We start from the raw sequence: 15,147 nt of genomic DNA, 5'->3' as shown, positions 1-15,147 counted from the left end.
TTGTTTGGCTTTGATTAGCAAAATCGTGAATATGTTCTGATAAGTCCGAAGACTTTTTCCTTCACCTGTGCAACCACATATAACATACTGTCACACCTGACAGTTGGTTCATTTTTTAAATTACGCGCAGGGAAACGATTATGGCTGAGCACCCCCACATGGAACCGATCATTCGTAATATCAAACAGGCTCACTGCCAGCATTGCAGCCTGAACTCTCTGTGTCTGCCGCTATCCCTGAGCTTTACCGAGATGGATCGCCTGGATGGCATCATTGATAAAAGCCGCCCACTGAAGAAAGGTGAACACCTGTTCCGTCAGGGTGACAATTTCTCATCCGTTTTTGCCGTACGCGCAGGTGCCATCAAAACCTACACGGTTACCGATGAGGGTGAAGAACAGATCACTGGTTTCTATCTTCCCAGTGAGCTGCTTGGACTGAGCGGTATTCACGAGTCACAGTACCCGGTTTCTGCCAAAGTACTGGAAACCACCACGGTGTGTGAAATCCCCTTTGAGAAGCTTGATACCCTCTCCGGGCAATTACCGGAGCTGCGGAAAAATTTGCTGCGTACCATGAGCAAAGAAATCCGTGAAGAGCAGCAAATGATGCTGTTACTGAGCAAGAAGAATGCGGATGAACGCGTAGGCACCTTCCTGGTACGTTTGTCTCAACGATTCAAACTTCGTGGTTTTTCCGCCACCCATTTCCGTTTACCCATGTCACGTAATGAGATCGGTAACTATCTGGGTCTGGCAGTAGAGACAGTGAGTCGTATCTTTACCCGCTTCCAGAAAAACGAACTGATCGCGGTTGAAGGAAAAGACATTCGTGTGATTGACCTGAGCGGCCTGTATGCCGCAGCGGGTGAGTGTGAACACGTAGAGACTCATGTACTTGCCAAGCAAGCCTGATAAGTTACAGCAGCCTGTGAGCGATGAGACTGCCGCAGAGCAGAATCTTCACGAGCAGGCAGCGGGTTTCTCAGCCAGCCAGTTTGAGGTAACCTAGGCAAGAATTATCCATTCGGTTTATTCCGGCCATCTGATCCTGCCCTGTGCAGGATTTTTACTCTCTAAGGATCAACCAACCATGGCTTTTGATGCTTCCTACGTAAAGTCAGTGATTCGGGCCCTGCCTGACTGGCCTGAGCCCGGCGTCACCTTCCGTGATATCACGCCCATTTTTAAAGATCCTAAAGCATTACGCACAGTGACTGACGGCTTTATTGAACGCTACGTTACTTCCGATATCACCCACATTGCCAGCATTGACGCACGCGGCTTTCTGGTGAGCGCCATTCTTGCTCACCAGCTCAACAAGCCCCTCATTCTGGTACGCAAAAAAGGCAAACTGCCCGGCGACACCATCAGCCAGTCCTATGACCTTGAGTACGGCAGTGCAACCCTGGAAGTACAGACTGATGCGTGTGGCCCCGGCGACAAAGTACTGATTTTTGATGATCTGATTGCCACAGGCGGCACTCTGATTGCCGCCTGCTCGCTCGTGCAACGTTTGGGCGGCAGCGTCAGTGAAGTTGCTTCCATCATCGACCTGCCAGGCTTGCAGGGCTCACAGAGGCTGCAAGATTCCGGCGTGTCAGTATTCTCTCTGATTGCATACTGATGCTGAGCTCGTTCCGGATGCCGGAACGAGCCTTTTCAAGAACCAGCTCATCACTTTTAGCCGCCAACGTTGATGCGTATCAGCTGACCCTTCCCAGCTAAATTGCACAGCTCCCTTCGATACAGTACGATGTTGCAAGATGTAACCGGGCACAGAGTACTGACAGTATCCTCTGAAAATCCTTTGTCTCCAGACTCTGCTGTTTGAGGAGAACGTTGTTTGAATAGCGCCACTCAGCCAAACGCCACCCATGGCATGACACCAGAAACGCTGGAAATGATGAAAAGGAATGCCTCTGGCGCGGCGAAAGTCCTTAAAGCACTGGCTAATGAAAGCCGTCTTCTTATTTTGTGCTATCTGGATGGCAAAGAGCTTTCGGTGACGGAACTCAATACCTGCCTTGACCTAAGTCAGTCAGCACTGTCACAGCATCTGGCTGTGTTGCGCCGGGATGGGCTGGTCAAAACCCGGCGAGAATCCCAGACCATTTACTACTCACTGTCCGGTGATGTTGCCAGTCAGATTATCCGCACACTTCACGACATCTATTGCCCTGAGATGTAGACAGACGGAAGCCCGGCTTCTCTTCCACATGGGTGCGTCAACCTGACGACATCATCCTAATGATAAGCGATGGAACTGCCAGTCTTCTTGAGGTGGGTTAAGAGGCAAGCGCATATCTACCACCTCTTCTTCGGCGTTGTAGGAATTCTGAAAGCCAAGTGACTTGGCCAGCTTCTGCATGCCCAGATTCGTCGGCAACGTTGACCCCACCAACTGCAACGTGCCCCGGCTGCGGCAATACTCGGTGATCTTATTCATCAACAACCGCCCTAACCCTTCTCCCTGCATGTCATCCCGGATCACGATCGAAAACTCCGCAGTAACGTTATCCGGATCGGTGATGGCACGCACCACGCCCAGTGTCTCGTACTCATAACTCTGATCTTGCTTCAGTGCGGTCGCGATAAAGGCCATCTCCCGGTCGTAGTCAATCTGTGACCAGTTTGCCAGCTCAGAATGATTGGGGACTGAGCGACTGTAGAAATAGCGCAAACGCACGGTTTCCGGGCTGAGGCTTTTGTAGAACTGCAGATGCGCTGGCTCGTCTTCACCCCGAATGGGCCGCAGCTCCACCTCTCTGTTGCTTTTCAGCAATGTAGCCCACTCACGCAAATGCTCCGGATAGGCGGGAATGCATAAGGGGACCGGCTCTCCCAGCGAGACACTGACGTCGACAGCGAGTAATCCTTGCTTGTTTAACAACAGTGGATTGATCTCAAGCGCCTTGACCACCGGCAAGTCCACCACCAGCTGCGATAGCTTGACCAGCATCTGGCAGAGGGTATTGATGTCCTGATCAATCCTATAGCTGTTTTCCTGAATAATCCGGTGCACTCTGCTTTGCTCGATCAGCAAGCGAGCCAGCGACATGCTCAGAGGTGGTACCCCTAACTGACGATCACCCAGAACATCAACGGTGTAACCACCCACACCAAAAACGATCAGCGGACCAAAAACCGGATGCTGGGTTATGCCGACATGCATCTGCATGGACTGAAAGCCACGCTTCATCTGCTGCACGACAAAGCCATCCAGCTCATTATCCTGGTAGCGCTCGCGCATCCGATAATCAAGGCGAGTAACCCGACGTCGAATCTCGTCCTCAGAGTACATATCCAGTGCCATGTCCTGCCAGCGTTTGGTCAATAGCTGGTCATAGGCAAAGGGATAGCGATTGTCCTTGTGCAGAGCCTTGACTGCGACTCCCTCCTCGTAGAACCGCCCAACTTTCAGCACTTCTTCAACAGAGATCGCGTAAGAAGAATGAGCAGAGGGAATACCGTAGTAGTTGACCAGCTCCATGGACTCGGCATGGGTAAGGTAGTCCCGACCACTGCTATGAATACCATCCACCAGTGCCTTGGCACGCATGCGATGAATGGACTGCTCCTGCAGCACATAGTTGGGTGGCGTTTGTCGCGTCACTTCCTGATTGCGCCGGTATTCAACCATGTGCATAAAGCCTTCTACCGCTTTTTCAGGAGTGATATAGGTCGGAATACCTGCGGCACTTAACAAGTTACGTGCCGGTATGGCACTGGCTCTTCCCATCCAGCTGGTTAGTACCTGGGTGGATACAGACTTCTGTACTTTGATGATCGCCTCAGCCGTCTGTACGCAGGGAGCCAGACGGGTCGGTGCATGAATCATCAGCACCGCATCCACATTCGGATCACGACTGACAATCGACAGCGCCCTGGCAAACTGCTCAGGTGTTGCCGTCGCATTGAGATCAACAGGATTAGCGCGACTCCAAAAAGGCGGTAGTACCTCAGCCAGGTCAGCAACGGTCTGCTCTGACAACTGCGCCAGCTTGCCACCTTTACGTATCAAGGCATCGACCGCCAGTGCATTCGGCCCCATGCCGTTGCAAATCAACGCCAGCCGGTCACCTTTCAACAGCTTGCTGCGGCTGAGCGTCTCCAGCGCATTAAAAACTTCATCAGAGGTTGTCACCCGCACGACCCCTGCCCGGCGCAACACGGCATCGTAGACCTGATCCTCACTGACGACACCACTGTCCACTGCACTTTGTATTGCCCCAGCCTGATGCAGGAAGGCACTTTTCAGAATGAGCACCAGTTTATTTCGTGCTGCCGAGCGTACAGCCGAGACAAAGTGTCGAGCATTGGTAATACGATTGAGCTGCAACACGATGGACTGGGTATAAGGATCCGCCGCGAGGTAATCGATGATGCTGGGCAGATCGACATCGACAGAGTCGCCTATGGTAAGAAAATGGGAGAAGCCAATCCCCTGACCTGTCGCCCAGTCAATCATGGCGGTACCGACAATACCGGACTGGCCGACGTAGCCCACTTTCCCTTTCAGTACATTGAGATGGCTGTAACTGGCATTCATGTTGTGGCCAGGAACCAGTATTCCCAGACAGTCTGGCCCCATGATGCGAATACCATAGGGCTTCGCTGCTTCTTTAACCGCCTCACGCAGGGGTCGGCTTTCCTCGCCCTGAGCAAGATAGCCACCACTCAGAATAATGGCAGCACGTACCTCACTGGCACCAAGCTTACGAATCAGTTCCGGAACACGCTCAGGAATAGAGCAAATGACCGCCAGATCTGGCAGTTCAGGTAAGTCGGCAAAGCCCCGATAACAAGGAACACCGAATACGGCCTCCGTTGCCTCGCGGTACACCACATAGAGATGCCCTTCAAATCCGCTTTCCTGCAGATTACGGACGACCACGCCGCCGAGATTATCAGGCTCCTCCGTGGCACCAAAGACCACGATGGATTTTGGTTTGAAGAATCGTTTGAGGTATTTGGTACTCAATTCATCTCTCCTGACCATAAGTAAGTGGCATCTGCTCCCCATACTCCGGAGCACATCGGTCCACTACACCTGATAACTACCCATCCGTCTTAGCAGCAGATAATGACATTACGGCTGCAAAGGCAACACTATGCATTATGGTGTGGCACATCTAACAAACCGTTGATCAACATCAGAGATCATTGCGCCTTACGATCAACCCACAGATGATCGACCAGCACACGCTGAATCTGCATCTTGGGATCTTCTTCCTGCAAACCCTGATTGACGAAGTCCCGCACTTGCATCAGCACCAGCTCACGGCTGCGCTCATCCTTTACTGACTGCATATTCACCTGAGCCAGAGCGAGATTGAGATAGTGTTGTACCAGTGGCATGTGAGACTGCAGACGCTTCTTGGCATCCACAGAAGCGGCCTCTAGCGTAATGGAGATATCCATGCGCACAGCACCCGGCACCGCGAGCTGTGTTTCAGGAACCTGCAGAAAATGCTCCGGAATCGGGTCGCGATTTCCTGACGGGGAAATCGCGCCTTCAAACTGCAGTACCTTGGCGAAGTCGGAGTTATCCGACTTGTCACAACCTGCCAGCAGCAGGCACACGGCGACGCCAAGGTAGTGCAGGCGGACGGTCATAGATGGTCAAGACCACGTGCCAGATCAGCTTTGATATCATCAATATCTTCCAGACCGACGGAGACACGAATCAGACTGTCCTTGATACCGGCTTCAGCTTTCGCTTCGGCCGTCATCTTGCCGTGTGTCGTTGTTGACGGGTGAGTAATCGTGGTCCGGGTATCCCCCAGGTTACCCGTAATGGAGATCATGCGCGTGCAATCAATAACCTTCCACGCCTCCGCCTGCCCCCCCTTCACTTCAAAAGCCAGCAAACCACCAAAACCTTTCTGCTGACTACGCGCCAACTCATGCTGCGGATGGCTCCTGAGACCAGAGTAATACACCCTGGCCACCTTGGGATGCTGCTCCAGCCACTCAGCCAACGCCTGTGCACTGGCACTGTGTGCCTGCATACGAATACGCAGTGTCTCCAGCCCCTTGAGGAATACCCAGGCATTGAATGGGCTCATACTCGGGCCAGCGGTACGCAAGTAGCCGAATACTTTCTCCATATCCTGATGGTTACCAATCACCACCCCACCCAAGCAACGCCCCTGTCCATCGATGTATTTGGTGGCAGAGTGCACCACAATATCTGCCCCCAACTTCAGAGGCTGTTGCAATGTCGGTGTCAGAATACAGTTATCGACTGCGACTTTGATGCCATGGGGTCGTGCAATGGTAGCCAGTGCACGAAGATCAGCCACTTCAGCCAAGGGATTGGAAGGGGTTTCAAGAAAGAACAGCTTGGTGTTGGGTTGCACTGCGGCTTCCCACTCTTGCGGCTTGTTCACATCCACATAAGTGGTCGTGATACCAAACTTACCCAGATATTTGTCGAACAGAGCAATGGTCGATCCAAACACGCTACGAGAGCAGACGATATGATCACCCTGCTCCAGCATCCCCAGTGTCAGGCTGGAAATGGCCGCCATCCCGGAAGCGGTCGCGACGGCACGTTCGCCACCTTCCATCGCTGCAATACGCTGCTCAAAAGTACGAACAGTGGGATTGGTAAAACGAGAGTAGATATTACCATCGGCATTTGGGAATCGGCGTGCAGCCTCTGCCGCACTGCTGAATACGAAGCTTGATGTTGGGAAAATCGCTTCGGCATGCTCAGCTTCCATGGTCCGCACATGTCCAGCGCGCACTGCCAGAGTATCTTGCGCTGCCCCTTCGAGGTCATTTTGCAAACGGGCCAGAGGATCATTAGAAGGAAAAGACTGCTCAGACATTCGCGGTAAATCTCCACATAAATAGACCCGCCGTGACGACACACAGCCTGACGGTCAAATAACAGATACGATACCAATTCCTGCCAGTATTAATCCAGCACGGCAGTGGCTCCACGTGCGGCCAGTTAACGCAAAGAACTCGCTAAACAAGCGATGCTCACAAATGACAACGCCACCCGAAGGTGGCGTTGTCATTTAGTCAATGTCTGACCTGCGCATTTAGCTCAGGCGTTTGAGCATGTCTGCGGTTTCATTGTCGCCAAGTTCTTCGTCAAATTTGGCGCCATCGTTACGAGCCGCTTCCAGTTTGGCAAAATACTGCTCATCGACGTCACCAGTAACGTAGTCACCATCAAACACAGAGCAGTCAAACTGGGTCGCGGGCGTATCTGCACCTGCCGTTGATTCAATCAGATCACCAAGATCCTGATATACCAGCCAGTCAGCACCAATGTATTCAGCCACTTCTTCGTCTGTACGGCCGTGACCGACCAGCTCTTTAACTGCTGGCATATCAATACCGTAAACGTTTGGATAGCGAATTGCAGGAGCTGCCGAGGCGATGTAGACCTTCTTGGCGCCACACTCGCGTGCCATCTCAATAATCTGTCGTGAAGTAGTTCCACGCACAATGGAGTCATCCACCAGCATGACAACACGATCACGGAATTCGAGCTCAATCGGGCTCAGCTTCTGCCGGACGGACTTCTCACGAATTTTCTGCCCGGGCATGATGAAGGTACGACCGATATAACGGTTTTTGACAAAGCCTTCACGCATCTTAACGCCCAGCTTGAGCGCCATTTGCATGGCCGCTGTGCGGCTGGTATCGGGAATGGGAATGACAACATCAATATCATGTTCGGGACGTTCACGCAGAACCTTGTCTGCCAGAAACTCGCCCATACGCAGACGAGCTTTGTAAACGGAAATACCATCAATAATGGAATCAGGACGTGCCAAGTAGACGTGTTCAAAAATACATGGGCGGTATTCGGTGTGTTCTGCACAGACCTGGCTGAACAGCTGTGCATCTTCACTGAGGAAAATCGCCTCACCGGGTTTGACATCGCGCAGCAACTTGTAGCCACCACCAATCAGCGCACAACTTTCGGATGCCACCATGTACTCAGGCTTACCAGCGGTCTCGCGCACACCAATACACAGAGGACGAATGCCGAAGGGATCGCGAAATGCCAGAATGCCATAGCCGGTAATCATGGCCACAACAGCATAAGCACCACGAACACGCTTGTAGACCTGGCCCATGGCACTGAACAAATCTTCCGGCGTCAGCTTGAGTTTGTGCAGAATCTGCAGCTCGTGAGCCAGAATATTGAGGAGCACTTCGGAATCCGAAGAGGTATTCAAATGACGCAGATCTTCACGGAACAGATCCGCTGCCAGCTCTTCGGTGTTCGTCAGGTTGCCATTGTGAGCAAGAGCAATACCGTAGGGAGAGTTGACATAGAAGGGTTGGGCTTCAGCAGAGCTTGAACTGCCGGCGGTGGGATAACGCACATGCCCTATACCGATGTTACCGACCAGCTGCTTCATGTGACGGGTGCGGAAAACATCTCGCACTTGCCCATTGTCCTTGCGCAGGAAGAAGCGCCCATTCTGACTGGTGACCATCCCGGCCGCATCCTGGCCACGATGTTGTAGCACCGTAAGTGCGTCAAATATTTCCTGGTTAACATGGGAATTGGCAACGATGCCGACAATACCGCACATGAAATACACCTCAGTTGAACATGCTTAGCCAGCACCGCTTTCGGGCAGGCATCTGTCAGTGAAACTATCAGCTTCCTACTGACAGTATGGCTCCCGACACATCTTTAAGAAGGCCAAGAGACCAGGACTCCATCATCTTGAATTCAGGTACCAGTCGTGACGACTGCCACCAGTAGTCATTGACTACGGGCGTGTAAGATAACAAGGCCACCGCTACCACAATCAGCACACACCCCCGGGCAATCCCGAAGGCCATGCCCAGCACGCGATCAGTTCCACTTAAACCCGTCGCTTTCACCAGCTCTCCGACCAGGAAACCAATCATCGCGCCGACAATCAGCGTAATGATAAACAGAGCGATGAACGCTGATGCCACCCTGATGGAAGGTGTTGCTATATATGGGGTCAGGAGCACACTAAGCTGGTCTGTGAACAGGCGGGCAATAACAAATGCCACGATCCAGGTCAGCAGAGATAAGGCTTCGCGCATGAAGCCGCGCGTCAGGCTGATCAGTCCGGAGACTCCGATGACCCCAAGAATCACCCAATCCGCCCAGTTCATTTACTACTCCTATCCCGATGGCGTGCGCATTCTAGCAGAAGCGCCAATACAGATCACTGGCTTTGAAGAATCGAACCAACTGGTTGATTTTGCCGTTATTTCGGCACCTGATAACGCACGATCATCGCATCCAGCTTCACCTGTTGCTTGATCTGCGCACGAATGCTTTCCAGCTTGCCACGATCCAACTCGGGGCCGACGAATACCCGGTGCAATGTGCCATCAAAGCTCTGGTAGGCCTTGAATCCGGAGTCCATCAGTTTTTTCTGCAAGCGATCCGCATTAGTCTGATCCTTAAAGCTCGCTAACTGCAAAGCCCAGGCAGCGGGCACCCCCTGAGTATCCATTTGCACCTGCGGTGCAGTCTCCTTAATCGCTTTAGGCTCAGCAGGTGGCTGCGCTACCGCAGGTTTAGGAGCAACTGTTTCAGCTACGACCGGCTGAGCAGGCTGAGCCACCGATGGAGGTGGGGGCACAACAAGCTTGGTAGTATCTGCACTCTCAACACTGGGCTCAACGCTGCTATTCGCCACCGGAGAAACCGTTTCATCCAGTTCAGATACAGGCTGCTGAGGCTGATACGTATCAATCGCAGGCACCGCCGGACGAACCGGCATAGCCTCTGGTACCGGTGGTAAAGAAGGCAAGCCGGCACCATCCCAAAAACTGACTGCCCAAAACGCAACCACGATCAATAATGCAGCACCACCAATAATTCGGTGCCGAAGCTCAATTGGCATAGGTAACTCCTCCCCTTCCGCAGGGAACCACACAACATTCCGTTAACGAATCCAACTAACATCTAAAAAGACCGGGTGAAGCACCTCCTCACCCGACTACCTGCCCATTGACAGCACAAATACATTAGCCTGCGAGCATTTTCTCCAGTGTCATCGACACGGTATAGAAAGAGCCAAAAACAACAATCAGGTCATCGGCACTACTGACATTAATCAGCGCAGTGAGAGCCTCTTCCACTGTATCTGCCTGAGCAATCGACGCATCAGAGGTCAGGTGAGCTACACGTCTGGCCATCCCTTCTGCGGTTTGACCGCGTGCACCCTGCAATGTCAGCAGCTGCCAATGGCCAATTGAGCTGGCCAAAGCGCCTAAAACACCCTCGATATCTTTGTCAGCCAGCATTCCGCACAACGCATGGACCTTACGGCCTTTTGCATTCCGAGCCAGCCACTTTGCCAGATGCCTTGCCGCTTCCGGATTGTGGGCGACATCCAGCAACCAATAACGCTTCTGCCACTCCATATGCTGAAAGCGCCCTGTCAGGGTCGCATGACTCAGAGCATGGCGACACTGTTCATCAGTCAGCTCAATGCCAAGCCATTTTACCGCTTGCAAGGCCGGAGCCATGTTTCTGACCGGTAGCTGAGGAGCCGGGATGTGATCCACATACCAGGGCCGACCATCCGGTAGCTGTCCGTAACAACGATAATCACCATTGCCCTCATCGATACCAAAAGATTCACCGATTTTCATCAGACGAGCTGCAATTGTCTGTGCATGCTCAGCCAGAGACTGCGGCACATCAGGCTCAGCACACAGCGCCAGGCGATCTGGCCGGAATATACCTGCCTTCTCAAAGCCGATAGCTTCACGATCACTGCCCAGCCAGTCTGTGTGATCCAGATCCACTGACGTCACGATGGCGACATCACCACTGACGATATTGACCGCATCGAGGCGGCCACCAAGCCCGACTTCCAGCACCGCCAGATCCAGGTTCGCGCCTGCCAGCAGCAGTAACGCAGCGAGGGTTCCAAACTCAAAATAGGTGAGCGAGATCACCTCGCCCTGCTGCGACAGCGCTGTTTGACAGGCCTCAATGCGCTCAAACACCGCGCACAGCTGCTCATCAGTTACACTCTTGCCTTCAATCGCGACACGCTCGTTGTAACGCAGGAAATGAGGTGAGGTATAAGTGCCTGTTTTCCAGCCTGCAGTCATAGCCAGCTGACTGATATAGGTTAAGGTTGAGCCCTTGCCATTGGTGCCGCCAACCACAACCACCTTTTTGGCAGGCTGCGGTGCCCCCAATGCTTGCCACACCTTCTGTACCCGATCCAGACCCAGATCTATCGCTGATGGGTGCTGTTGCTCCATCCAGGCCAACCAGTCATTAAGTGTGCGCTGTGTCATTATTGAATCCACCGGGATAACCCCTGCCAAAGCCAATTATCTTCCCGGCAAGAGTTTCTGTACGTTAACAAAAATAACGCCGACTCCATCAACCCTGATCGGATCAACGGAAAGTCGGCGACATTAGGGTGCCAGACTCAGCACCACAGCACTCCGGAGGCTTTCACCCCGGTCACTGTTATTCCTCTGCTTCTTCCTGAACTTCCTTGATTTCAGGAAGATGGCTCAATTTACGCAGAATCGAACCCAGACGCTCGCGCATCTGTTTGCGGTGCAGAATCATGTCCAGAGCACCATGACTCAGCAGGAACTCACTGCGCTGGAATCCTTCTGGCAGTTTCTCACGCACCGTCTGCTCAATAACACGGGGGCCGGCGAAACCAATCAAAGCATTGGGCTCAGCCACGTTCAGATCACCCAGCATCGCCAGACTTGCAGACACGCCCCCAAAAACCGGGTCAGTCATGACAGAAATATAGGGCACACCGTTTTGCTTGAGCTTTTCCAGTGCGGCACTGGTCTTCGCCATCTGCATAAGAGAGAACAGTGCTTCCTGCATGCGCGCACCACCAGAAGCCGCGAAGCAGATCAGGGGAATACGCTCTTTCAAAGCATGCTGGGCCGCACGAACAAAACGTTCACCTACCACTGACCCCATGGAACCGCCCATGAAGTTGAACTCAAAGGCTACCGCAACAACCGGCATACCATCCAGAGTGCCGCTCATTGCAATCAGTGCATCCTTCTCGCCAGTCTCCTTCTGGGCAGCCACCAGGCGATCCTTATAGCGCTTGGAGTCCTTGAACTTCAGACGATCACTGGGCTCAACATTCGCACCGATTTCTGCCCGATTTTCCGCATCCAGAAAAACATCCAGACGACGGCGAGCACTGATACGCATGTGATGATCGCACTTCGGACATACATCCAGATTTTTTTCCAGCTCGGGGCGATACAGCACCGCCTCACACTTGGGGCACTTCTTCCACAACCCTTCAGGTACAGAAGAGGTTGAGGTTTTACGCTGCACCCGAACGAGGGAAGGAACGATTTTTTCTAGCCAGTTACTCATAGATTCTCCGCACCAACCTTGCGAACTGCGATTGCTCTTCAAACACTGGCAGTGTCCACAGCTCGCCGGCCAGCATCATTTCTTAACTCAGTCAGGCATCCATCGCTTCGCGCATGCTGCGCAATATGGCGGGCACTTCCTGCAATAACGCGGCCCTGTCCTGCTGCAACTCGGCCATCTTGTTGACCAGTACACTTCCCACGATGACACCATCGGCTACCGCTGCGACTGCTTTGGCCGATGCGGCATCGCGAATACCAAAACCGACACCCACCGGCTGACTGACGTGCTGGCGAATGAAACCAACCCGCTCAGCCACTTCGGCAGTATTCAGCTGGGCTGATCCTGTCACGCCTTTAAGTGATACGTAGTATACGTAACCAGAACCCGCCTTGCCGATTGCCTCAACTCGCTCAACCTTGCTGGTAGGCGCCAGCAGGAAAACCAAATCCAGACCATGAGCCTGCATCAATGCAGGCACATCATCGGCCTCTTCTGGGGGCATATCGACCAGCAAAACGCCATCCACACCAGCGGTCGCGGCCTGCTCGGCGAACGCTTTATATCCCATCATTTCGACAGGATTCAGGTATCCCATCAAGACAACAGGCGTAACCTCATCCTGAACACGAAATGCTTTGACCATCTCCAGCACATCTGCCAAACGAGTGCCGTGTGCCAGTGCCCGCTCGCAGGCTAACTGAATGACCGGACCATCTGCCATGGGGTCTGAAAACGGCACGCCCAGCTCAATAATGTCAGCGCCCGCGCCGACCAGAGCATGCATCAGGGGGACTGTGAGATCCAGGCCACCATCACCAGCAGTGATGTAAGGAATCAGCGCCTTACGATTCGCCGCTGCGAGGCGAGCGAAACATCCTGAGATACGGCTCATTACTACTCCTTAGATCTCGATGCCATCAATGCCGGCAACGGTATGAATATCTTTGTCGCCACGACCCGACAGGTTAACGACAAGAATCTGATCCTGAGACATGGTCGGGGCAATCTTGATTGCATGAGCAACTGCGTGGCTTGACTCAAGGGCCGGCATAATACCTTCAATGCGAGTCAGCATACGGAATGCATTCATTGCCTCTTCATCGGTCGCAGCTACATATTCAGCTCTACCGGTATCTTTCAGCCACGCATGTTCAGGTCCAACGCCAGGATAATCAAGACCAGCCGAAACCGAATGCGTACCCAGAATCTGCCCAGCATCATCAGCCATCAGATAAGTGCGGTTGCCATGCAGCACACCTGGGCGCCCTGCGGTCAACGGAGCGGCGTGCTGACCTGTTGCCAGACCCAGTCCGCCCGCCTCGACACCAATCATTCTTACGCTGGCATCCTCGATAAAGGGATAGAACAGCCCGATGGCATTAGATCCACCACCGACGCACGCAACCAGGGCATCTGGCAGACGACCGGTTTGTTCCAGGCATTGCTGACGGGCTTCGCGGCCGATGACGGACTGAAAATCACGAACCATTTGCGGATAGGGATGAGGGCCTGCTGCGGTACCAATGATGTAGAAGGTGCTATCAACATTGGTAACCCAATCTCGCATGGCTTCATTGAGAGCGTCTTTCAACGTGCGCGTGCCAGACGTGACAGGTACCACCTTGGCACCCAGCAGTTTCATGCGATAAACGTTGAGCGCTTGACGACGAATATCTTCCTCGCCCATATACACCACGCACTCCAGCCCGAGGCGAGCAGCGACAGTTGCAGATGCCACACCATGTTGGCCAGCTCCTGTTTCAGCGATAATACGAGGTTTGCCTATTTTTTTGGCCAATAAGGCCTGGCCAATAGTATTGTTAACCTTGTGCGCACCCGTGTGATTAAGGTCTTCCCGCTTCAGGTAAATCTGCGCACCACCCAGCTCACGAGACAAACGCTCAGCATGATAAAGAGGCGATGGACGGCCCACATAATGCTTCAGATCACGATCAAATTCGGCGATAAACTCGGGGTCTTGCCACAAACGCTGATACGTCTCGGTAAGCTCTTCCAGTGCCGCCATCAGGGTCTCAGACACAAAGCGCCCACCATAGGGGCCAAAGTGTCCTCGTTCGTCAGGCAGACTGACCAACGCTTTCAGATCAACTTGCGTCACCACGTAACACCCCTTGTACAAATTGAGAAATGAGAGCGGCATCCTTCTTGCCTGGAGCAGACTCGACGCCACCACTGACATCGACGGCATAAGGTCTTACCCCGCGTACCGCGATACCAATATTATCCGGTGTCAGGCCACCCGCCAGAATCACAGGTTTGCCCACGTTATCTGGCAATACTTGCCAGTCAAAAGTAAGGCCTGTTCCTCCTGGCATACCCGGCATATAGGCATCTACCAGTAAAGCCTGTGCTGAGGAATAGGTTTGAGCCAACGCTATCAGGTCCGTCCCCGGCTTCATCCTGATGGCCTTTATATAGGGCACGGAAAACGACTCGCAATAGGCTGCAGTCTCGTCACCGTGAAATTGCAGCAAGCTAAGTGGAGCAATGCTCAACACCTTTTTTACCTGCTCAGGTGCCTCGTCGACGAACAAGCCAACACGCTCTACGAAAGGTGGCAACGCCTGGCAGATATCACGACAGAGAGCAGCGTCAATAGCTCGCTTGCTCGGTGGGTAAAATACAAACCCTAAAGCATCCGCCCCAGCTTCAACCGCCGCCAGAGCATCCTCGACACTTCGCATACCACAAATTTTGACGCGTGTTCGGGTCATGAAATGCTCGTACTGTCCAAGATAAATGAGTTAAATCCGAGAAAACCGA

General features: G+C 53.0%; 14 protein-coding genes. 3 read left to right on the top strand and 11 right to left on the bottom strand.

Annotated features, from left to right (window positions below; genetic code table 11):
- Nucleotides 1–140 precede the first annotated feature (140 nt).
- From fnr to QCD60_RS21490, 3 genes are all read left to right on the top strand, one after another.
- The gene (fnr, locus tag QCD60_RS21500) at nt 141–914 is read left to right on the top strand and encodes a fumarate/nitrate reduction transcriptional regulator Fnr (RefSeq protein ID WP_279788281.1); all 774 of its coding nucleotides are present in this window, start codon (nt 141–143) and stop codon (nt 912–914) included.
- A 178-nt stretch (nt 915–1,092) separates the two neighbouring features.
- Entirely contained in the window at nt 1,093–1,626 is a 534-nt protein-coding gene (locus tag QCD60_RS21495) for an adenine phosphoribosyltransferase (protein ID WP_104154205.1), read from the top strand.
- A 255-nt stretch (nt 1,627–1,881) separates the two neighbouring features.
- Complete coding sequence (locus QCD60_RS21490) at nt 1,882–2,190, top strand: metalloregulator ArsR/SmtB family transcription factor (RefSeq protein ID WP_104154206.1); 309 nt, start codon at nt 1,882–1,884, stop codon at nt 2,188–2,190.
- 51 nt (nt 2,191–2,241) lie between these two features.
- Here QCD60_RS21490 and QCD60_RS21485 read toward each other — a convergent pair whose 3' ends face one another.
- The 11 genes from QCD60_RS21485 to QCD60_RS21435 all read right to left on the bottom strand — a co-directional run bounded on the left by QCD60_RS21485 (nt 2,242) and on the right by QCD60_RS21435 (nt 15,098).
- Nucleotides 2,242–4,983 carry a bifunctional acetate--CoA ligase family protein/GNAT family N-acetyltransferase gene (locus QCD60_RS21485; RefSeq protein ID WP_279788278.1) on the bottom strand — a complete coding sequence of 914 codons (2,742 nt, stop codon included), beginning with the start codon at nt 4,981–4,983 and terminating at the stop codon, nt 2,242–2,244.
- Between the two features lie 179 nt (nt 4,984–5,162).
- Nucleotides 5,163–5,618, bottom strand: a complete 456-nt coding sequence (locus QCD60_RS21480) for a flagellar basal body-associated FliL family protein (protein WP_279788276.1) — start codon at nt 5,616–5,618, stop codon at nt 5,163–5,165.
- Nucleotides 5,615–6,838 (bottom strand): O-succinylhomoserine sulfhydrylase, encoded by a 1,224-nt coding sequence (locus tag QCD60_RS21475; protein ID WP_279788274.1) that lies wholly within the window; start codon nt 6,836–6,838, stop codon nt 5,615–5,617. The genes QCD60_RS21480 and QCD60_RS21475 overlap by 4 nt, the downstream gene beginning before the upstream one ends.
- 219 nt (nt 6,839–7,057) lie before the next feature.
- Nucleotides 7,058–8,572, bottom strand: coding sequence for an amidophosphoribosyltransferase (gene purF, locus QCD60_RS21470; RefSeq protein ID WP_104154212.1), 1,515 nt, complete (start codon nt 8,570–8,572; stop codon nt 7,058–7,060).
- A gap of 67 nt (nt 8,573–8,639) precedes the next feature.
- A complete protein-coding gene (locus tag QCD60_RS21465) occupies nt 8,640–9,134 on the bottom strand; it encodes a CvpA family protein (RefSeq protein WP_104154214.1) in 495 nt (164 codons plus the stop codon).
- A gap of 95 nt (nt 9,135–9,229) precedes the next feature.
- Nucleotides 9,230–9,874 carry an SPOR domain-containing protein gene (locus QCD60_RS21460; protein ID WP_279788270.1) on the bottom strand — a complete coding sequence of 215 codons (645 nt, stop codon included), beginning with the start codon at nt 9,872–9,874 and terminating at the stop codon, nt 9,230–9,232.
- A 124-nt stretch (nt 9,875–9,998) separates the two neighbouring features.
- Nucleotides 9,999–11,288, bottom strand: a complete 1,290-nt coding sequence (gene folC / locus QCD60_RS21455; RefSeq protein WP_279788268.1) for a bifunctional tetrahydrofolate synthase/dihydrofolate synthase — start codon at nt 11,286–11,288, stop codon at nt 9,999–10,001.
- Nucleotides 11,289–11,466: 178 nt separating this feature from the next.
- Entirely contained in the window at nt 11,467–12,360 is an 894-nt protein-coding gene (accD, locus tag QCD60_RS21450; protein WP_104154218.1) for an acetyl-CoA carboxylase, carboxyltransferase subunit beta, read from the bottom strand.
- A gap of 91 nt (nt 12,361–12,451) precedes the next feature.
- On the bottom strand, nt 12,452–13,255 hold the full coding sequence (gene trpA / locus QCD60_RS21445; RefSeq protein ID WP_279788264.1) for a tryptophan synthase subunit alpha: 804 nt from the start codon (nt 13,253–13,255) through the stop codon (nt 12,452–12,454).
- A 9-nt stretch (nt 13,256–13,264) separates the two neighbouring features.
- Nucleotides 13,265–14,485, bottom strand: a complete 1,221-nt coding sequence (gene trpB / locus QCD60_RS21440; RefSeq protein ID WP_279788262.1) for a tryptophan synthase subunit beta — start codon at nt 14,483–14,485, stop codon at nt 13,265–13,267.
- A complete protein-coding gene (locus QCD60_RS21435) occupies nt 14,469–15,098 on the bottom strand; it encodes a phosphoribosylanthranilate isomerase (RefSeq protein ID WP_279788260.1) in 630 nt (209 codons plus the stop codon). The genes trpB and QCD60_RS21435 overlap by 17 nt, the downstream gene beginning before the upstream one ends.
- Nucleotides 15,099–15,147 lie beyond the last annotated feature (49 nt).

The sequence above is a fragment of the Pokkaliibacter sp. MBI-7 genome, from assembly GCF_029846635.1.
GTDB lineage: Bacteria > Pseudomonadota > Gammaproteobacteria > Pseudomonadales > Balneatricaceae > Pokkaliibacter.
The sequence above is the reverse complement of the archived record's forward strand: the minus strand, read 5'-3'. Positions and strand labels throughout refer to the sequence as shown.